At 35.4% G+C, this 20,249-nt stretch carries 22 protein-coding genes and 1 riboswitch; of the genes, 2 read left to right on the top strand and 20 right to left on the bottom strand.

All coding sequences use genetic code 11. The features are described 5' to 3' along the window. Positions 1 to 134 precede the first annotated feature (134 nt). Positions 135 to 1,343: a tetratricopeptide repeat protein gene (locus tag DYH56_RS14470; RefSeq protein ID WP_114643579.1), complete on the top strand. Its 1,209-nt coding sequence runs from the start codon at positions 135 to 137 to the stop codon at positions 1,341 to 1,343. 204 nt (positions 1,344 to 1,547) lie between these two features. Here the strand turns inward: DYH56_RS14470 and DYH56_RS14465 are convergent, their stop codons facing one another. The 20 genes from DYH56_RS14465 to DYH56_RS14375 all read right to left on the bottom strand — a co-directional run bounded on the left by DYH56_RS14465 (position 1,548) and on the right by DYH56_RS14375 (position 19,325). After that, the gene (locus DYH56_RS14465) at positions 1,548 to 2,735 is read right to left on the bottom strand and encodes an argininosuccinate synthase (RefSeq protein WP_114643578.1); all 1,188 of its coding nucleotides are present in this window, start codon (positions 2,733 to 2,735) and stop codon (positions 1,548 to 1,550) included. A 31-nt stretch (positions 2,736 to 2,766) separates the two neighbouring features. Then, positions 2,767 to 3,516: a transporter substrate-binding domain-containing protein gene (locus tag DYH56_RS14460; protein WP_114643577.1), complete on the bottom strand. Its 750-nt coding sequence runs from the start codon at positions 3,514 to 3,516 to the stop codon at positions 2,767 to 2,769. A gap of 15 nt (positions 3,517 to 3,531) precedes the next feature. Then, complete coding sequence (gene argH / locus DYH56_RS14455) at positions 3,532 to 4,914, bottom strand: argininosuccinate lyase (protein WP_114643576.1); 1,383 nt, start codon at positions 4,912 to 4,914, stop codon at positions 3,532 to 3,534. Positions 4,915 to 4,930: 16 nt separating this feature from the next. After that, positions 4,931 to 6,040, bottom strand: a complete 1,110-nt coding sequence (locus DYH56_RS14450; RefSeq protein ID WP_114643575.1) for an NAD/NADP octopine/nopaline dehydrogenase family protein — start codon at positions 6,038 to 6,040, stop codon at positions 4,931 to 4,933. Positions 6,041 to 6,043: 3 nt separating this feature from the next. Further along, positions 6,044 to 6,793: a basic amino acid ABC transporter substrate-binding protein gene (locus tag DYH56_RS14445; RefSeq protein WP_114643574.1), complete on the bottom strand. Its 750-nt coding sequence runs from the start codon at positions 6,791 to 6,793 to the stop codon at positions 6,044 to 6,046. Positions 6,794 to 6,805: 12 nt separating this feature from the next. After that, positions 6,806 to 7,972, bottom strand: coding sequence for a M20 family metallopeptidase (locus DYH56_RS14440; RefSeq protein WP_114643573.1), 1,167 nt, complete (start codon positions 7,970 to 7,972; stop codon positions 6,806 to 6,808). A 135-nt stretch (positions 7,973 to 8,107) separates the two neighbouring features. Next, positions 8,108 to 8,836: a basic amino acid ABC transporter substrate-binding protein gene (locus DYH56_RS14435; RefSeq protein WP_114643572.1), complete on the bottom strand. Its 729-nt coding sequence runs from the start codon at positions 8,834 to 8,836 to the stop codon at positions 8,108 to 8,110. A gap of 33 nt (positions 8,837 to 8,869) precedes the next feature. After that, a complete protein-coding gene (locus DYH56_RS14430) occupies positions 8,870 to 9,592 on the bottom strand; it encodes an amino acid ABC transporter ATP-binding protein (protein WP_114643581.1) in 723 nt (240 codons plus the stop codon). A 23-nt stretch (positions 9,593 to 9,615) separates the two neighbouring features. Beyond that, positions 9,616 to 10,305 (bottom strand): amino acid ABC transporter permease, encoded by a 690-nt coding sequence (locus tag DYH56_RS14425; RefSeq protein ID WP_114643571.1) that lies wholly within the window; start codon positions 10,303 to 10,305, stop codon positions 9,616 to 9,618. Further along, a complete protein-coding gene (locus DYH56_RS16405; RefSeq protein WP_255414728.1) occupies positions 10,293 to 10,424 on the bottom strand; it encodes a hypothetical protein in 132 nt (43 codons plus the stop codon). The genes DYH56_RS14425 and DYH56_RS16405 overlap by 13 nt, the downstream gene beginning before the upstream one ends. Before the next feature lie 222 nt (positions 10,425 to 10,646). Beyond that, entirely contained in the window at positions 10,647 to 11,018 is a 372-nt protein-coding gene (locus DYH56_RS14420) for a hypothetical protein (RefSeq protein WP_114643570.1), read from the bottom strand. Further along, the gene (thiC, locus tag DYH56_RS14415; protein ID WP_199533041.1) at positions 11,018 to 12,298 is read right to left on the bottom strand and encodes a phosphomethylpyrimidine synthase ThiC; all 1,281 of its coding nucleotides are present in this window, start codon (positions 12,296 to 12,298) and stop codon (positions 11,018 to 11,020) included. The genes DYH56_RS14420 and thiC overlap by 1 nt, the downstream gene beginning before the upstream one ends. A 13-nt stretch (positions 12,299 to 12,311) precedes the next feature. After that, entirely contained in the window at positions 12,312 to 13,331 is a 1,020-nt protein-coding gene (gene thiE, locus DYH56_RS16290) for a thiamine phosphate synthase (RefSeq protein WP_114643569.1), read from the bottom strand. Beyond that, on the bottom strand, positions 13,318 to 13,863 hold the full coding sequence (gene thiF / locus DYH56_RS14405; RefSeq protein WP_114643568.1) for a sulfur carrier protein ThiS adenylyltransferase ThiF: 546 nt from the start codon (positions 13,861 to 13,863) through the stop codon (positions 13,318 to 13,320). Before thiF ends, thiE begins: the two co-directional genes overlap by 14 nt. Then, entirely contained in the window at positions 13,860 to 14,966 is a 1,107-nt protein-coding gene (gene thiH / locus DYH56_RS14400; RefSeq protein ID WP_114643567.1) for a 2-iminoacetate synthase ThiH, read from the bottom strand. The genes thiF and thiH overlap by 4 nt, the downstream gene beginning before the upstream one ends. Positions 14,967 to 15,059: 93 nt before the next feature. Then, positions 15,060 to 15,830, bottom strand: a complete 771-nt coding sequence (locus DYH56_RS14395) for a thiazole synthase (protein WP_114643566.1) — start codon at positions 15,828 to 15,830, stop codon at positions 15,060 to 15,062. Between the two features lie 2 nt (positions 15,831 to 15,832). After that, positions 15,833 to 16,030: a sulfur carrier protein ThiS gene (gene thiS / locus DYH56_RS14390; protein ID WP_114643565.1), complete on the bottom strand. Its 198-nt coding sequence runs from the start codon at positions 16,028 to 16,030 to the stop codon at positions 15,833 to 15,835. A gap of 84 nt (positions 16,031 to 16,114) precedes the next feature. Beyond that, positions 16,115 to 16,214, bottom strand: a riboswitch (TPP riboswitch). Positions 16,215 to 16,451: 237 nt separating this feature from the next. Beyond that, positions 16,452 to 17,879, bottom strand: coding sequence for an amino acid permease (locus DYH56_RS14385; RefSeq protein WP_158539171.1), 1,428 nt, complete (start codon positions 17,877 to 17,879; stop codon positions 16,452 to 16,454). A gap of 174 nt (positions 17,880 to 18,053) precedes the next feature. After that, complete coding sequence (locus DYH56_RS14380; RefSeq protein ID WP_114643563.1) at positions 18,054 to 18,905, bottom strand: PHP domain-containing protein; 852 nt, start codon at positions 18,903 to 18,905, stop codon at positions 18,054 to 18,056. 18 nt (positions 18,906 to 18,923) lie between these two features. Continuing rightward, on the bottom strand, positions 18,924 to 19,325 hold the full coding sequence (locus DYH56_RS14375; protein ID WP_114643562.1) for a PhnA protein: 402 nt from the start codon (positions 19,323 to 19,325) through the stop codon (positions 18,924 to 18,926). Positions 19,326 to 19,757: 432 nt separating this feature from the next. Here DYH56_RS14375 and DYH56_RS14370 point away from each other — a divergent pair. Next, positions 19,758 to 20,249, top strand: a 492-nt coding sequence (locus tag DYH56_RS14370; protein WP_199533040.1) for a CHASE domain-containing protein, incomplete at its 3' end; no start/stop codon positions are given.

The following is a 20,249-nucleotide window of genomic DNA, read 5'->3' as shown; positions in this document are numbered from 1 at the left end:
AGAGCCTAAAAGAAATAGTCGAAGCTATAGGAGGTCACACTAATCCACAGCGTCTATGTTAATTATATACTAAAAAATTAAATAAACTAGAAATAGTGCTTTTATAGCTCTATTTCATTATACAAGGAGGTCATATGGAAAATAAAATATTCGAAACAGCTAAAGCACATAAAATAACACAAAAAGAACTAGCGTGTAAAGGCATTAGTGCTTCTTATCTAACTAAAATAAAAAAAGGGCATAATCCTTTTAAAAAAAAACATATCCCTCTGCTGGTTGATTCTTTTAATAAAATTTTTCAGGAAAGAAATATAGATAAAATCATTACTATAGAGGAACTGTATATCACTCCCCAGCAGGAACTGGATCAATTAATTGTTGAAAGTATTATAGATAAAAGTATCTACTCCAAAGAAAAACAAGAAGAGATAGAGTTATTTGGACGAGAGAAAGAAGTTCACAGCTGTAAATACCGGTATATTATAGCCAAACATAATCAAAGGATAGGTAAGAAAGAAAAAGCTTTAAATACCTATTACGACCTATTAAATCATTTCTCCTGCTCTGATTTTTTCTATTCTATCTTAATTGAGGTAATTCGGTTAGAAAAAACAGAACTTACCTATGCAATATACCTTAAATATCAAAAGAAGATCAATCAAGCACCATATAAAACAAAAGCACTCTTAGCTTATAATACCGGTGTAAGTCTCTTAGAAACTAAAAAATATAGTAAAGCTATTTTATGTTTTAATGTTCTTATTGATATGCCGGAGATTACAAAACACTACTATCATTCCTACAATAACCTGGGTATTTGTTATCAAAACTTAGGAGAATATGAAAAAGCCATTGAATGTTTTAAAAAAAGTGTAATTGACCCATTAAATTATAATGATTTAGAAATTTGTTATATCAATATTATTTCTTGTGCTAGAGAAATGAAAAATGAAATACTGGTAAAAGTTACTGTTAATAAGCTTGAAAAGATACTTAAAGAGTTAGAAAATGGAACGCTATATCAAACTTATTGGAACCTAGGATTAGCTTATTTATATTTAGAAGAAAAAAAGAAAGCTGTTAATGCATTTGAAAAGGAAATTTCATTTCCTATAAACCTTAACCATCATCACTTTAACCCAACTAAATATTTAGATTCTATCAAGCAACTTGTTTTACTCTATGGTCATCAGCCATTAAAACAGCAGGAATTAATTAAAACAATCTGTAAAATACCCAAGAAAATGATGCCTTATGATTTTTTTCTATACATATTAAAATTTTATATAAATAATTCTTTAGAATATGAGGCCAATTTTCTTATTCGAAAAATACAACTATAAATTTAAAGGGGGAAAGATGAAAAAAAAAATGGTTAATACTTATAGGTGCCCTATTACTCTTTAGTAACACTTTTGCTAACAAAAGTGTTGGAATGGGAGGAAGAATGCCTAAAGTACCGACTAATATGTCTAACGTTACATTTGAACAAAACTAAAAAAAGAGCCCTTAAACCATATATGGTTTAAGGGCTCTTTTTTTATCTTTTATCCTTTCATGGCTCTGATCTTACTTGGAAGGGAGAACAACTTAATAAACCCTTCAGCATCATGGTGATCATAAAGGTCACTGGCTCCAAAGGATGAAATTCCTTCATCATAGAGTGCATTAGGAGATATTCTTCCTGCTACCTTTATATTCCCCTTATATAGTTTCAATTTAATAGTACCAGTAACTACAGCAGATACGCTATCTATAAATGCATCCATCCCATCCTTTAAAGGTGTAAACCATAAACCATTATAGACTAATTCCCCGTATTTCTGCCCCATATTTTTCTTGAAAGCCTGAGTCTCTTTGTCCAGACAGATACTTTCCAATTCTTTTATAGCTGCATACAAAACCGTTCCTCCGGGAGTTTCATAGATCCCTCTGGATTTCATCCCCACAAGTCTGTTTTCTACAATATCCACTATTCCTACCCCGTGTTCACCAGCTATTTCATTCAGTTTTATCAAAAGGTTCGCTGCGGATAATTTTTCCCCATTGACACTTATTGGTGTTCCCGATTCAAAACCTATCTCCACATATTCAGCCTCATCCTTGGCATCCTCCAGGGATTTTACCATCATATACAGGTCATCCTTATGCTCGTTTTCCAAGAACTCTATATCTCCCCCCTCGTGACTTATATGCCAAAGATTCTGGTCTCTGGAATAGATTTTTTCTTTCGTCACAGAAAGCTCAATCCCTTTAGATTCAGCATAGTCTATGGCGTCTTCTCTGGATTTAATATCCCATTCTCTCCAGGGAGCAATTATCTTTATAGCGGGGTCTATCGAAGCTATTCCCACTTCAAATCTAACCTGATCATTCCCCTTTCCAGTACATCCATGGCAAATATACTTAGCCCCTTCTTTGTGTGCAACTTCTACTAGTTTTTTAGCTATAAGCGGTCTTGCAAATGCTGTTCCCAATAGATAATTTTCCTCATAGACAGCTCCGGCTTTCAGCCCCTTGAAGGCATAATCTTTTACAAACTCCTCAGCTACATTTTCTATATAAATTTTAGATGCTCCCGATTCAATGGCTTTTTTTCTCACATCTTCCATCTCGTCTTCCTGCCCTACATTTACACAGACAGCTATAACCTCTAAATCATAATTTTCTTTTAACCATGGCACTATTATCGATGTATCTAATCCCCCTGAATACGCTAATACTACTTTATCCATTTTTTCCCCCTATTTATTTTTATTTATTTTTTTATTTTTTTTCTATATATGTTTTTATTAATTCATCGTATTTTTCGCTTCCTAAAATCTTATCCAAGGCCTTATTTATCTTCTCCAATAATTCCACATCATCCTTTCCTATGGCTATGGCATATTCTTCCGACTGCAGAGTATAAGCAGCTAATTTTAACCCCTCATTTTTTTCCACTGTTTTAATTGCCTGTTGATAGTCCAAGATTATCATATCTATTTTTTCCGCCTGTAAAGATAGTACTGCTTCATGTAATTTATTGTATTTTTCTACCTCTACCCCATCTAATTTTTTAGATAAATCCTCGGCTATGTTATCACTGGTTGTACCCAATACCACACCTATTTTTCCACCTGCTATATCAGATTCCTTTCCTATATCTTTTGATCCTTCCCCTACCATGATTACCTGACTCACATTAAAATACGGGTGGGTAAAATTCACATTTTTCTTTCTATCTTCGGTTATCGACATCCCAGCTACAATTAAATCTATTTTTTTAGTCTGTAACGCCGGCAGAAGTCCGCTGAAATCCATCCCTACTACCTTAAATTTAAGCCCGCTTTCTTTTTCGATTTCCTTCAACAGGTCCATATCAAATCCTACGATCTCGTCCCCTTCCATATATTCAAATGGAACAAAATTAGGAGCAGTTCCCACTACATAGGTTTTTTCTTCTTCTTTTGGTGACCCGCAGGCAACCATCAACATCGATACCAGTACCATCATTAATTTCATCATCTTTTTCATCTTTAAACCTCCTGTTTATTTTTTATTTTTTTTTAAAAAACTTTGTGCATCCTCTATTTGAGTTTCCACCGATTCTAACCCTGTTCCCCCATAACTTTTTCTCCCGTTGACACACTCTTCTATACTTATTTTTCTATTTATATCATCTTCAAACAGATCATTGAACCCTTTAAATTCTTTTAAAGTTAACTCCGATAATCTTTTTTTATTCACCTCACAATAAACAACCAGTTCCCCGACTATTCTATGGGCTTCTCTAAAGGGCAGTCCTTTTTTTGCCAGATAATCTGCCACATCGGTGGCATTTATAAATCCATTTTCAATCCCCACCATCATATTTTTTTCATTTATTTTCATAGTAACCAGCATCTCTTTAAAGATAACCAAAGATATCTTTATGGTATCTATGGAGTCAAAAATTCCTTCCTTGTCTTCCTGGGTATCCTTGTTGTAGGCCAGGGGCAGACCCTTCATAACGGTCAATATTCCCATTAAATTCCCGAAAATTCTCCCTGTTTTTCCTCGGATTAATTCTGCTATATCCGGGTTTTTTTTCTGGGGCATAATGGAAGAGCCTGTAGAATATGCATCATCCAAACTTACAAAAGAAAATTCACTCGTAGACCATATTATTATCTCCTCAGCCAGTCTGGACATATGCATGGATATCATGGAGATAATAAAATTTAATTCAATTATAAAGTCCCTGTCACTGACAGTATCCAGGCTGTTTTTAGTAACTTCAGGAAATCCAAGTTCTGCCGCTACAAAATGTCTGTCAATATTATAGGTTGTCCCAGCCAATGCTCCGGCTCCCAAGGGCATTACATCCAGCCTTTTGTAGGAGTCTTTTAATCTGTCCAAATCCCTTTTAAACATCTCATAATAAGCCATCATATGGTGGGAAAATAAAATAGGCTGTGCTCTCTGGAGGTGTGTGTATCCAGGCATAATAACACCTTTATTTTTATGAGCTGTCTCCACCAGTCCCTCCAATAGTTCTCCCAATAAACCCTCTATTACTGTACTTTCTTTTTTCAGATACATCCTTATGTCCAGGGCCACCTGGTCATTCCTGCTTCTGGCCGTATGAAGTTTTCCTCCTGCTTCTCCTACTATCTCTATCAACCTTTTCTCAATGGCCATATGGATATCTTCATCCTTTAGATCAAAGATAAATTCTCCTCCTTCTACCTCTTTTAATATCTGTAAAAGCCCGCCTTCTATTTTTATCTGTTCATCTTTTCCTATAATATCTTGTTTAGACAGCATCTTAGAATGAGCTATACTTCCCATTATGTCTTCTTCATACATACGTTTATCAAAATTTATAGATCCGTTGAATTCTTCTAATATTTTTGCCGTTTCCTTATTAAATCGTCCACCCCAAAGTTTCATCGTTCTCTCCTTTTTTTCAATATTTCCCATAATAAAGATAATTTTTTAATTCTTCTTTATTCATCCCGTCAATCCCCATTTTTTCTAGGTTTCTTCCATCTTTAAAATAATCTTTACTATTGTAAGCTCCTGCAATTGTTATACAAGAATACATCATGGGAGTTTCATTCTCTAATAATTTCCCAAGAGAATAACACGGCACCACTAAATATGGGACATCCTCCGTTATATACCTGTGTTTTGATGTACTAGGAGCTCCTATCTTACTGTGTGCTACTGAACTTCTGTTTAATTCATACACACTTTCATATTCTAAGTTATAAAGGGAATTCATAGCCTCCAATTCTGGAGTTAAATGAAACCCCATAGTATTCCCTATCTCTAATCTTTCCTTTTCCATGACAGATACAGCCTTAGAAGTGGCGAAGGAACAAGTATCCCTATAATAATTAAATTCACCTCCAAAATTTTCCATTATTCCCATGTTTAAGACTGACAACAGAGGATGTCCTCCAAAATTTATGTTTTCCATTCCTGCTACAACTACATTTTCTAATTTTGTTAATTTTATTGGAAATACCTCATTTAAAATTTCCAGTGTTTCATCAGTTTTAATTCCTGGAAAAACTCCTACTGGTAAATGAGATTTAGTCCCATAAATTGCCACTCCCCCTTGACACTCTATTCTACAGGCCCAAGGAATAGAGATCCCATCTACTAAGGTTACATCTTTTTGCCCTTTTTCCAACATGATTTTATTAAAAACTAAACTGGAAAAATTCCCAGGCATAGATACTAAAATATGACCATCTAAATAAGGATAAATTTTATTAAAGATAATCTCCTGAGCATAGGATGGTACCACTATAATGAGTATCTTGGAATATTTTAAAACTTCCATAATATCAGTTGTTATTCTATCTATCTTTTGGATTCCAGGAATCTCTAATTTTAAACCATCTACCTCTTTTAATGCCTCAATATACCCGCTATTTTCTTCTATCCCTTCTAAATTCACAGAGAATTCTTTAGCATCATAAAGACAAACTGTATTTCCTACCTTGGAAAAATGATAGGCTGCTGTAAGTCCACCATTGCCTCCACCAATTATTCCAACTGATTTCATAGACTATCCTCCAAAATATTTATTTATTAACTCTTGATATTTTCCACTTTCTTTCATTTTTTTGATCTCTTCATTCAATTCTGATATTAATTTTTCATTCCCTTTATTCATAGCAATAGCTGAACCATCTTGTTTATCCTCTAATAAAGCTGCCAGTTTTAATTTTTGATTATTCTCTAAATAATTATTAGCCACAACTTCACCAACTATTACTGCATCTACCTTTTTATTGTTTAACTCCAATATAGCTCCTGTAAATGAGTTATATCTTTTAATCTCTACCCCTTCTATGTCATTTGCCATAGTTTCTTGGATAGTCCCTAACTGAACTCCTACTGTTTTTCCCTTTAAATCATTTAAAGACTCAATTCCATAAGTATCTTTATTTACCAAAATAGCTTGAGCAGAATTATAATATGTATCGGTAAAATCTACAGCTTTTTTTCTCTCTTCTGTAGGTGTCATACCAGCTATTACCATATCTATCTTCTTTGTTTGAAGAGCCGGTAATAACCCGTCAAAACTCATATTTTTCCATTCTATTTCATATTCTAAATTTTTGGCTAATTCCTCCATAAACTCGATATCAAATCCTACTAATTTTTCATTTTCAATATATTCATAGGGTTTATATTCTGCATTGGTTCCTACATATAATTTCTTTACCTTCTTAGTTGTATTTTCTACCTCTGTTTTTTGTCCACACCCTATTAAACTTACTATCATTAAAATTCCTATTATTAATTTATTCATTATTTTTCTCCTTTATTTTTTATGAGTTAATACAAATTCTTCTTTAATTTCTTTTAATAACTCTTCATCTGCTATTATGTCCACTGCAGTCATCACCATGGATAGAACTGCTTCTTTCATACCCTCATACGCTTTTTCAGTTATACTAGCTTTAGCAAATTCTGCACTGTGACCTATTAATTCTCCTTCACTTATGGGAAAAGATGGGTGGATAGTTGGACAGCAGTAACTGACATCCCCCATATCTGTAGAACCCGCCTTACCCCCTTTTTTAATCTCTTTAATACCTAAAAGCTTGAGATTTTTTATATAAGTTTCAGATAATTTTTTATTGGTTATAAGATCTTTAAAACTGTATTCATAATTTTTCATCTCCAACCTAGTCCCTGTAGCAAGGGCAGCTCCCTGGGCACATTTTTTTACCCTCTCCGACAAGATTTTCAATTCTTTATCACTGCTGCTCCTTATATAAAAATCTGCCGAAGAAAAATCAGGAATTATATTGGCTGCTTCTCCTCCATTTGTAATTACTCCATGGATCCTGTCGGTCTCACAAATTTGCTGCCTCATGGCATTGATACTATTGAATAAGGTTATCACTCCATCTAAAGCATTTATTCCCAAGTGGGGAGAACCCGCCGCATGAGCTGTCTTACCAAAATACTTAAACCTTACAGCTTCCATAGCCTGAGAACTCCCGCTCTCAATATGAAATCCCCCTGTAGGATGAACCGACATAACTATATCTATATTTTCAAATATTCCCGCTTTGGCCATATCTACCTTGGCTCCATCGGTTTCCTCTGCCGGAGTCCCCAAAACAATTACTTCTCCGCCTAAATCCTTTACAAATTCCTTTAATATCAGCCCGGCTCCTGTACTGGCAGTTCCCAGTATGTTGTGTCCGCAGCCATGTCCTATCTCTGGAAGTGCATCGTATTCAGCTAAAAAAGCTATCTTAGGTCCGGCTTTTTTAGATTTATAGGCAGCTTTAAATGCTGTTTTTATCCCTATAAATTCTTTTTCTATCTGAAACCCATTTTTTTCCAAAAGGACAGTATGAGCATCCCTTGCTTTTATTTCATGATTTCCTAATTCTGGATTTTTATAGATATAATAATTTAATTTTATTAATTCATCTGCATAATTTGAATAAAAAATTTTAGCCTTGAATTTCATATTCCCTCCTAATTTCCTATTTTTGAGTATAAAAAAGGGACCCTGCCATTTTCAACAGAATCCCCGTTAGATTAGCATGATTTACTTCCTATTTAATTTTCAATATACCTGTTTTCCATCCTAATCCCTCTTTTTTTAAAACCATTTTTTTAATAATTTATCGTATGTACCGTTTTCTTTTAAAGTTATTAAAGCTGAATCCACTTTTTCCAATAACTCTTTATTATCTTTGGATACTGCCATTGCATATTCTTCCTTTTCTCCCTCTGCAGAAGTGATTTTTATTCCTTCGTTATTTTTCACAAAATTCTTAGCCGGTTCACCGTCCAATACCACTGCATCTATCTTTCCTTCCTTTAAATCCATGATAGCTGCATAACCTGCATTATATTTTTTTACTTCTACCCCGTCGATCTCGCTGACAACTACATCTCCTGTAAATCCTAATATTACTCCTACTTTCTTTCCTTTTAATCCCTCAAAATCTGGGATATCCTCTGCATCTTCAGCTGTTATGATCACCTGATTCGCCTTATAATATGTTTCACTGAAGTTTACAGCTTTCTTTCTCTCCTCGGTAGCCGTCATCCCTGCTATTATCATATCCACTTTTTTAGCCTGTAGTGCCGGCAGCAGACCGTCAAAAGCCATATCCTTAATCTCCATCTCTACCCCTATCTCCTTTGATATCTCTGCCATGAGATCCATATCAAACCCCACAGTTTTTCCATCTTCTAAATATTCAAAGGGTGCAAACTCGGCATTGGTTCCCACATAGATCTTTTCTATTTTTTTTTCATTTCCACAGGCCACCATCAACATTCCAATTATCACTGCCATTATTAATTTCATCGTCTTTTTCATCTCTTTCCTCCATTTATAATCAAATTTATTTTTTTAATGATTCAATACCTTGTCTAAAAATTCTTTGGTTCTCTCATGGGCAGGGGCTTCAAATAACTCCTTAGGAGCAGCATCTTCTAAGATAACTCCGTAATCCATGAAGAATACTCTGTTAGCCACACTCTTGGCAAATCCCATCTCATGGGTTACAACCATCATCGTCATTCCTGAATGAGCTAAATCTCTCATTACATCCAGTACCTCTCTTACCATCTCAGGGTCCAGGGCTGAGGTAGGTTCGTCAAATAGTAGAATATCCGGTTCCATGGCAAGAGCTCTTGCGATAGCTATTCTTTGTTTTTGCCCCCCTGATAATGAATCCGGATACGAATTTGCTTTATCTGCTAAGCCTACTCTTTTCAACAAATTTTTGGCTTTTTCTATTATCTCTTCCTTTTTTATTTTTTTTACTTTCATGGGTGCTAACATCAAATTTTCCAGTACCGTCTTATGGGGAAATAGATTGAAGTGCTGGAATACCATCCCTACATTTTGTCTTACCTTATTTATATTCGTTTTAGAGATATCCATTCCCTCTATCGTTACTTTTCCTTTAGTTATTTCCTCTAACATGTTTATACATCTCAAGAATGTCGATTTCCCCGATCCAGAGGGTCCGATTACTGCCACTACTTCCCCTTTAGTAATCTCCTTACTGATTCCTTTCAATACCTCTAAACTTCCAAAGTTCTTATGTAAATCTTCTATTTTAATCATTGTCTCTTTAGTTTCTTTAATCATTAGTTCTTCACCTTCTCTTCTATTTTTCTCATAAATTTAGTAAATGTTGTAGTTAATATCAGGTAGATTATACCTACTGCCAGCAGCGGCTCTACCCCTCTGTATGTCTGACTGGTGATTATATTAGCTGATCTGAGTAAATCTACTCCACCTATAAATCCTACGATAGAAGTTTCTTTTAATAATGAGATGAACTCACTTACTAATGCCGGTAATATCTTTCTTACTGCCTGGGGTACTATTACCTCTTTCATTGTAGTTACATAGTTCATTCCAAGGGCTCTTGCTGCTTCACTTTGACCCTTATCCAATCCTTCGATTCCTGCTCTTATTATTTCTGCTACATAGGCTGCACTGTTTAATCCGAATGCTAATCCCGCTACTACTAAGATCGGTACATCTCTTAGTGCACCTACAAAGATTATATTGGCTAAAATCATTAGCTGCACCACTGCCGGTGTTCCACGAATCAGATCAACATAGATCAATGCTCCTCTAGACAATGGATTGAATTTATTTTTAAATGGATAGAAGTGACTCAATCTGCACAGGGCCAATATCACTCCCAATACTATCCCTATTATTGCTGCTAAAATTGTTACGTTGATGGAAAATAATAATCCTTTTAGGATATACATATATCGGTCTCCCTCTATAAATATCCCCTTCAGTATTTCTAAGTATGCCATTTTGTTCCTCCTAATTTATTTATAAAAAAAATCCCAATGTTTGCAGTTAAACCACAGACCTTGGGATAAAAAAAGCCGTCATAGTTGACGGCTGTAATTTCAATACTTAATATACTCATAGAGACATAGTTTTACTATCTCTAATCTTTGCAAAAAGTCTATCCGAAGATCAGCCTGTTTATAAATTTAGTTGGGTGTAATTTTCTTCTCCTTATCCTACTGTTCATTAACATGGCTAAACCTCCTCTTTTGTAATTTATTTTTATAATTTATTTACAGGTATACTATCATAGTATATTTAACCTGGTCAACTTTTATTTTAAAATATTTTTTTATTTTTTTTATAAAACCTTCTCAAACCTAGATATTTCATGGATTTTATATCCATCATCTATTATAAATTTCCCTGTATATTTCCTGTCTTCAGGGTCGAACACAGCCTCTCCATAAAAATCTACAAATTTAAATTTATAGTCGGAGGAATAGATCTCAAAGGAATAATTTCCCTTTAAAAGATCTATTATGTCCACCAGCCTGTCCAATAATTTTTTAGATCTTCTAAAAAAAACATTTAAAATAAGTTCTTTTTCATCCTTTGAACTGATCTTCAGGTCCTCCAGCATGGAGTTTAAAATAAAAAAATTATCAATTTCCCCGACAAATTTTATTTTAAACTCATCCCGTTTAAAATCATCTTCGTCCAAGACCTTCATTATGCAAGATCTTTAGTTCTCTTAATGGGGCAGAGATCCCCGCACATAGTACAAGTTTCCCCATCTATAGGCTGTGATGATTTTCTGTATGCCTTTGCCTTTACAGGATCGATACACAGTTCAAACATCTTATCCCAGTTTAATTCCCCACGAGCCTTACTCATGGCATTATCCCACTCTATAGCTCCGGGAATCTGCTTGGCTATATCCCCTGCATGAGCTGCTATTCTGGAAGCTATTATTCCCTCTTTCATATCATCTAAATCTGGTAATCTAAGGTGTTCTGCCGGTGTTACATAACAAAGGAAATCTGCTCCACTGGCTGCGGCCAATGCTCCTCCAATAGCTGAAGTTATATGGTCGTATCCCGGGGCAATATCGGTAACCAACGGTCCCAATACATAAAATGGTGCCCCATGACATAATTTTTTTTCCAGCTGCATATTAGCAGCTATCTCGTGCAGGGGAACATGCCCGGGACCTTCTATCATTACCTGTACATCCCTTGCCCATGCTTTTTTTGTCAGTTCTCCCAAAAATAATAACTCTTGAATTTGAGGAGCATCTGTTGCATCCTTTATACTTCCGGGTCTGAGGCCGTCTCCCAAACTAAGGGTTACATCATGCTCTACACAGATATCCAGCAGCCTGTCATAATGCTCATAGAATGGATTTTCTTTATTATTTAACTTCATCCACTCATAAAGAATAGCTCCTCCACGACTTACAACCTTAGTCAGTCTGGGATTATTATCTACCCTCTCAGCACATACCTGGTTTAACCCTGCATGGATAGTCACAAAATCTATCCCATTTTTTGCATGCTCTTCCACTACCTCAAAAAGATCATCTACCGTCATATCCTTTATATTTTTTCCGTATTTTGCCACTGCATCATACATTGGTACAGTTCCTAACATGACATCGGAATATTCTACCAAGTCACGTCTGAAATCTTTTGTAGCCCCGTATATACTGAGATCCATAATTGCATCCGCCTTATATTCCAATGCTTTTTTTACCTTTTCAAACTCTAAATCTAAATCATAAGAATCTTCCGATACTCCCAGGTTTACATTTACCTTAGTCCTCATCCCTTCTCCAACGGCTATTCCCCTGAGAGATTTATGGTTTTTATTTGCAGGTATTACGATCTTACCCTCACTCATCTTCTGGAGCAATGTTTTTTCATCTATAGATTCAGATGCCAGTACATCCCTCATCTCCTTTGTTATTATCCCCTTTTTAGCTGCATTCATCTGTGTAGTATAGTTATTCATCCTGTCCCCCTATTTAATCTATTATTTCATTTAATTTTTTAATTTTTTTTTCAATATTTTCCGCCCCTACTATCTCACTGACCAGACATATGCTGGCTGCTCCTAATCTTTTTACATCTTCTATATTGCTTTCTTTTATCCCGCCAATGGCTACAAATGGTATGTCTATATTCTTTACTACCTCTTCTAAATACCCCAGCCCTACAGGATCTTTTTCCTTTGTAGTGGTTTTAAATATAGGCCCTACCCCGATATAATCAGCTCCATCTAATACAGCTTTCTCTGCATCCTCAAGGCAATGGGTAGATTTACCGATTATCTTATTTCCCCCGATCAATTTTCTCACATGATGTATATCCATATCATCCTGCCCCACATGAACCCCGTCTGCATCTACTAAAATAGCTATATCCACATGGTCATTGACTATAAAAATAACATCATTTTCACGGCACAAATTTCTTATCTCAATAATCTCTCCTATCTTTTCCTTTATGGATTTTTCCTTTTCCCTGTACTGGATTATTTTTATCCCGCCATCAATCATAGATTTCACACACTCTATATTAGATCTTCCATTGGCAAACTTTTCCCCTGTAATCCCGTATATTCCCTTAGGCAGAATCTTTTTAAAATTTTTAGACATATTTTTTTCTATCTCATAACTGAAAAATCTTAAATTTTCTATTTCCTTTGAAATATTATATTCTCCTACAATTTTGCTGATTTCTTCTATAGTTCTCAGAGCTTCATTTACCCTTTTAAAATTACCAAATATCAGATTTTTTATGTCTTCTTTCTTATCTAAATCCGAATTAGAACTTATTGTTTTACCTATATCTTTTTTGGAATCCCGAGCCAGCAAAAGCTTATGATCCAGGGGTAAGAATAATTTCCTTACCCTATGCCTCATTTCTCTGAGTTCCTTTGTAGATACCGTATCTTCAAAATTAAATCTGGAAATATCCTCCAAAACCCTGATCCCTTCACAGGCACGATTTATATTGGCATCCAAAATTCTAAACCTCTTCATAATATCCTCCCTTTTCCATAACAATATTAGCCATTATAGAAGCTACTATCAAAACCTTAGGAGAGTATGTTTTATATTCCTCTATTCCCTTTTTAAAATCTCCAACTACATATATATTTTCTCCAAATTTTTTAGTCAGGATATTATCTGTATCATGGTGGGCTATGCCGGAAGCTGACACAATAAGTTTGTTGGAACTGTGAAATTCCTCTATGAGCAGCTTTTTATATTCCTTTTTATCAAAGGCTTCCACCAGGATATCACAGTCATCAAAGAGTTCTTTTGCATTGGTTTCCTCAATTTTTGTATCTATAATCTCTATCTCTAAATCAGGTGCTATCCTCTCTAAATTTTCCTTCAACATCTCTACTTTAGATTTCCCAATCTGGTCATGAAAATAAAACTGCCTGTTGAGGTTTGAAAGATCAATCCTGTCAAAGTCAGCTATCTTCAGATTGGATACCCCGCTTCTCACCAGGTTTACCGCCACATTTGAGCCTATCCCGCCGGCTCCTAAAATACCTATCTTCATACAATCAGCTCCCAGTCTTTATGGATTACCTGGTAACCCCTGGCTCTTATGGCTTTTTCAGTTTCCGCCACACTTCTGTTATCTGAAATTTCAAATTGCGGGGTTGATTTTCCCAAGTCGCTGTATGCTCCTACATTGGTTTTGGATCCTGCTGAAAATTTAGTCACTCCCAACCCGATGAGATTATCCCTGAATTCAGCCACCTCTCTGGTGGAAATATTTATCCCTGCCTTGGGCAGAAATAATCTATAGGCCAGGACAAACTGAACAAAGCTTGCGTCATCCAAAATATATTTGCTTTTATAGCCCCCCTCTGCCTCATTTATCCTGGGCAACGAGATAGAAAATTCACTGTTTAAGTATTTATCTGTAAGATATTCAGCATGAAGGCCCGATAGATATGCTTCTTTCACAAGATCTCCCAATCCGAATAATGTCCCTATATTTATACTTCGGAGTCCTGCACGAGCTCCCCTTTCCGGGGTATCCAGTCTCCACATATAGTCTGATTTTTTCCCCCCCAGATGCACACTCCTATAGATCTTCTCATCATAAACTTCCTGATAGATGGTCAACCCGTCTACTCCTATCTCTCCCAGTCTTTTATATTCTTCTGTCTCCAATGGGTATATCTCCACGACTACAGAATCAAAATGTTTTTTCAAAATTTTTACAGCATCCTCGATATAATCTACTCCCACTAATCCTTCGGCTTCCCCTGTTAAAAGGAGGATATGTCTTATCCCTGTTTTCGCAATCTCCACAGCTTCGGTCTCTATCTCATCTAATTTCAGGTGTTTCCTGTCTATCTTATTATTTTTATTGAACCCGCAATAGGTACATTCGTTGGTACAGTAATTTGATATATACATGGGGATATACAGGCTTATGACCTTCCCAAACTGCTGTACACTCCTCCTTTGAGCAGCTCTTGCCATCTCCTCCAGATGATCCTTGGCCTTAGGAGATAATAAATTTAAAAAATCAAACTTAGTTAATTTTTCTCTGCCTATGGATTTTTTTATCTCTTCATGGGTAAGTTCTTCCATGTATTTTTCCAGATCAAAACCTTTGAATTTTTCTATTTCTTTATAAAATGACATTTTCCCTCCACTTTTTCTTTAAAACCATACAAATAAATCATTTTTCCACATAAAATCCCTTTTTTCGTGTTGATTTATGTCATTGACGGTTTGCTAATTATTATGCAAAAAACCTGTCAGCGGTGAGGAAGCATTGGCATATCTGCTTTCCTCTGCCATTTTAGCTTTATATGCCATCCTGCCTGCTTTTACTGCCAGTGCAAAGGCTTCCCCCATCTCAGCCGGGTTGGGAGAACAGGCTATTGCAGTGTTTACAAGGACCGCTGCTGCTCCCATTTCCATAGCTTCTGCTGCCTGAGATGGTTTCCCTATCCCTGCATCTACTATGATGGGCAGATCTATATTTTCTATCATTATCTCTATCATTGCCTTGGTCTCAATCCCACGATTTGATCCTATGGGAGACCCCAAAGGCATTACTGCTGCTGCCCCGGCTTCCTTTAATCTCTGCCCTGCTATCAGATCCGGGGTCATATATGGTAATACTATAAACCCTTCATCTGCCAGTACTTTGGTCGCCTTTATTGTTTCTGCATTATCCGGCATAAGGTATTTCATATCGTTTATTACCTCTATCTTAATAAAGTCACCGCAGCCTGCTGCTCTTGCTATCCTTGCTATTTTTATAGCTTCCTCGGCATTTCTGGCCCCCGATGTATTGGGCAGCAGAGTAATATTTTTAGGAATATAATTCAATATATTTTCATCACTATTATTAAAATTTACCCTTCTAAGTGCCATGGTTATTATCTGTGACTCACTTGCTTTCAGCATCTTTGGTATTTCATCTTTAGAAGAAAATTTCCCTGTTCCTGTCAGCAATCTGCTTTCAAATTCAACTCCGCCTAATATTAATTTATCCATCTTTATCCCCCCGATACAAAATACAAAACTTCTACGCTGTCTTTTACCTTCAAATTCCTTGCCGGCCAAAGTTCCTTTTTCACGATTTCATCGTTATGCAGGATTACCACACCATCACTATCCAGCTCTAAACTTTTTACCAGATCATAGATATTCACAGCTCTGACTTTTTTTACTTCACCATTTAAAATTATCTCCATCTATCCCCCTTTATGTAATAAAAAAACCGCATACCCACAGGTATACGGTTATAATCGTCCTCTAAAAAAAATATAAATTAATTTTATAAAAAAACTCCGCTTTCCTACGCTAGTGCTAACTAGATTCAGGTTCAAAGGGTCAGTAATTATACTTCTCAGCCACATGGCTCCCCCAGCTCTCTATTCAATTGTCTCACTTCTTACTTCAGTTGTAGTCTATATATTTTTTCGTTTTTTGTCAACCTTTTTTTAAAATCTAAATTATGCCACCAATTTACACTAATTTTATAAAACCTTTTTTGCCACAGATTTTACACCTTAAACCCTTCATCACAAAGAAAGGAGATAAAGAGTTCCACAAAGTTAAATAATTCTGAATTTTAAAAATATCCGTGATTATCTATATTAGTTCTCAGTTAAATTATGCCTCGTTCAGTATAACGTCACATTCCTTAAATTTTATAAATTTAATTACAACACCTATACCGAGAAACATTGCCAGACCGCCATAATAAAGTTTTAAGGTATCTATCTGCTCCATAAATCCAAGGTTTATATCGTATCCAGCAAAGATTATTCCCATAATATTTAAGATTGTAATCAATACTCCTACACCATAAGCGATATAGTTATTTTTAGAAATTTGAAATGATGATATATGACCCTTTCTCCTGAAATTAATATAGGCTACACTCAAAAATAAATATGGCAGGATAAATGCCATGGTAGACATATCATAAATTTTATAGTAAAGATCTCCGGCTGATTCCCCGCCGAAAGTCGTGATTAAGATAAATAAAAATGACAAGCTGGTCTGAAAAAATAGTGCATTTTTTAATATCCCATTTTTATTCTTTTGTGTCAGCCAGGCCGGGAATGTTCCTGCCGGTGCTTCACTGAATACAACCTTTGACAGTGCCACCGACCAGAGAACCAAAGCAACCAGAGTTATTAAACTATATGTCAAACCTATCATCTTAACAAACCAAATTCCAAATCCAAAGGTATTTCCCATAAATGCGTAGCCGCTAATTACTGCATTAACTAAAGATACCCTGCTAAAATCTTCTACTGTTCCATAGGCTGCTATGGATATTATTCCCAAAATATAAAGAAATCCAATGATTATAGCTGACAACAAGATTCCCTTAGTAAAGTTTTTCTCAGGATTTTCTACCCTGTCTACATAAGTCCCTACTAATTCAGACCCCGCATAGGCAAAAATTATCCAGGCAAAGGTACTCAGCATCTTTCCAAAATTTTCCTTGGTATCCACAGCCATAACCAGTGATTTAGCAGTTATTTCTGTAGCCGGTGTCCCAAAGAATCCAAGGTACATCCCTATCCCTCCGACTAAAAATATTCCTGCCACAAATAACGAGATATAACCGGTCACTGTGGATATCTTATTAAATTTACTCTCATATTTTATTCCTACAAAAAGTGCTGCTACAAGGGATACTGCCGACAAGACAGCCATAGCTATATCACTGATATCTGCACTTCCGGTAACTGCAAAAGATAGATATGTCGGTACCCTGGATGCCAAAGTTGGCAGATAAAAAATATTTGCTACAAAATAACACCAGAGTGCAAAATAAGCTGTATTTTTCCCCAGCCCAATATCGATCCAAGAATATATTCCTCCAGTTCTGTCTTTTGCATATGCTGCAAATTCTGACATTATCAAACATAGTGGTAGAAAATAAATTGTTGCTCCCAATATAAACATACTTGTAGATTCTGTTCCTGTAGTCTTATAGTTATTGGCTATGTTTCCAAACCCAAATACTCCTACAAAAATTATCATTACCAATGCGGTAATCGATAGATACTTCTTTTTTTCCATTCCTCTAATCTCCTCCTGATAAATAAAAAAAGCCGCCATAATTGACGACTAAAATTAATTACCAATTATACTCATAGAGACATCTCATCATCTCTAATCTTTGCAAAAGATTAAATTAATTTTTACCAAATTAATAGCACTTTTTCTATTTTTTTATAAATATTGCTTTTTACTTTACCACACTTTTTTATTTCGATCAATATTTTCTTTTTTACCTACCATTTTTTGAAACACTTCTACCGAAATATCTCCTGTTCCCAGGTCTATTCCCGCTCTATTGAGCCCGTGAAAATCAGATCCTCCGGTTAAGATAAGACCTCTTTTTTTTGCTATTTTCATGAATTTTTTTCTTTTTCTTGTATCTATATTCGGATAATATAGTTCCAACCCGTCCAATCCGTTTTTTAACAAGCTGTCTATTATATTTACCACTGTATCATCCGAGTGGGATATAAGATGGGGATGAGCAAGGATAACCAAGGCTCCATTGGTCTTTAGTTTTTTTACCACCTCTACCATATCCACTCCTACCTTGGGGATATATGCAGGTTTCCCATCTCCCAGATACCTGTCAAAGACCTCATCCATGGTAGCTGCAAATCCTTTTTTTATAATCATCCTGGCTATATGGGGTCTTCCTATTACATTCCCAAGGACTTCATCTTCCACTTCGGCCAGACTTATCTCTATCCCCAGCCGGCTTAATTTCTTCAGCATCTCTAAAGTTCTATTGTGTCTTTTTTCCTGTAAATTTTTCAGCCATCCCAAAAATTCTTCATCCTTTAAATTTAAAAAATACCCCAGTATATGGATATCTTTATTTCGAAAATCAGCTGAAACTTCTATCCCGTCCACAAAGGTTATCCCTGCTTTTTCAGCTTCTTCCCTTCCCTCTTTCAGCCCGTCAACATTGTCATGATCGGTGATAGCCATGACCTCTATATTATTTTGTCTAGCCCGTTCTACCAGTTGTGCAGGAGTCAGCGTCCCATCCGAAAATGTAGAATGCATATGTAAATCTATCATGAATCTTCCTCCTTTTTTTTAATGTTTCATCCTTTCACATATCTCCTCTAATTCATTATCTATATAAACCGCATCCAGCAGGTCATCTATCCATGAATATCTCCCCTCTATCTCGGAAATAATATGAATTGCTGCGGCTTTCACTGTATTTTCCTCACTCCAGATTGCATGATTTAAAAATCTCAGATCATTTTCACTGGCTTTGTTTAATTTTTTTATTGTATTTTTACATTCATCACATACATGGATACATCTTTCTAAGTCGGCATCTTCTTCTGTTTTCCCGACTTCATATACACTGAGGCTTCTCCCTGATTCACCGCATAGTTCACAGGTCGATTTAGATCTTCTTACCAGCTCTTTTCCGAATTCTACTACATTGTTTTTTCTTGCTTTACTTCTCCCTGTCCATTTAGCCATGATCCTGTCTCCTTTTTATTTTCTTATTCCCATCTGTTATTGTATCATAAACAACATAAAAAAATTACAATTAAATTGTCTGTACCAGGAAATTTCCATCCGTTGCTACTAGTAAAAAAGAGGCGGAAACAGGTGGAGTATGTTAATGGTTCTATTCGCAAGGGGCATCCCCAAAGACTTATTCTGTTTGACGACTGAGTAGAATGCTTACTGAGAAGCTAGGGAATATCCAAAAAATCATTTTTAGAACTACTCAAATATTGAACTTTAAAATTTTATTTTTTAAAGGAAATTACATCGGATATGAATATAAATATAGGGTGATTAACGAACTTAAAAAGAAAAAAATGCGGCAGAAATAAAGTCAAATCACAAAATATTGCAATAAACAAAATTTAGCACTACTAAAAAACAAAGTTTGTGGAGGTTATTATGAGATCAAATACCAATAAAAGTTATATACCTTCTTACTTTATTCTTTTTCTTGGATTTTCATTATCCTGTTTAATATTTTATGAAATTAAAATTCTAGAAAAAAAATTTACCCAGTATAAATTCAAAGGAGAAAGTGAGAATTATTTAAGTATTTTAAACTCAGAGCTGAGTAAAAATATAAATGTTTTAGATGCAGTAAAACAATTGTTTTTATCTTCTAAAAATGTTGATAGAGAAGAATTTAAAATTTTTACAGAAAAATTCTTAGAAGACAATAAAAAAATTCAGTCCCTTTCGTGGGTACCCCTGGTCAAAAGTAGTGAAAGAAAGGAATACGAGAGGTCAGCCCAAAGAGAAGGTTATAAAAAAAAGCTAACGCTTCTTCAACCCCCAGCCCCCATCTTGGGGGTTTTTGGTATAATAACTATTATGACTACTATTACACTTAAAGATATTCTTACCAACGACAACCTAAAAGCTTTTTTTAAG

Origin of the sequence: Psychrilyobacter piezotolerans, assembly GCF_003391055.1 — a bacterium.
In the GTDB taxonomy this organism is placed as follows: domain Bacteria; phylum Fusobacteriota; class Fusobacteriia; order Fusobacteriales; family Fusobacteriaceae; genus Psychrilyobacter; species Psychrilyobacter piezotolerans.
The sequence above is the reverse complement of the archived record's forward strand: the minus strand, read 5'-3'. Positions and strand labels throughout refer to the sequence as shown.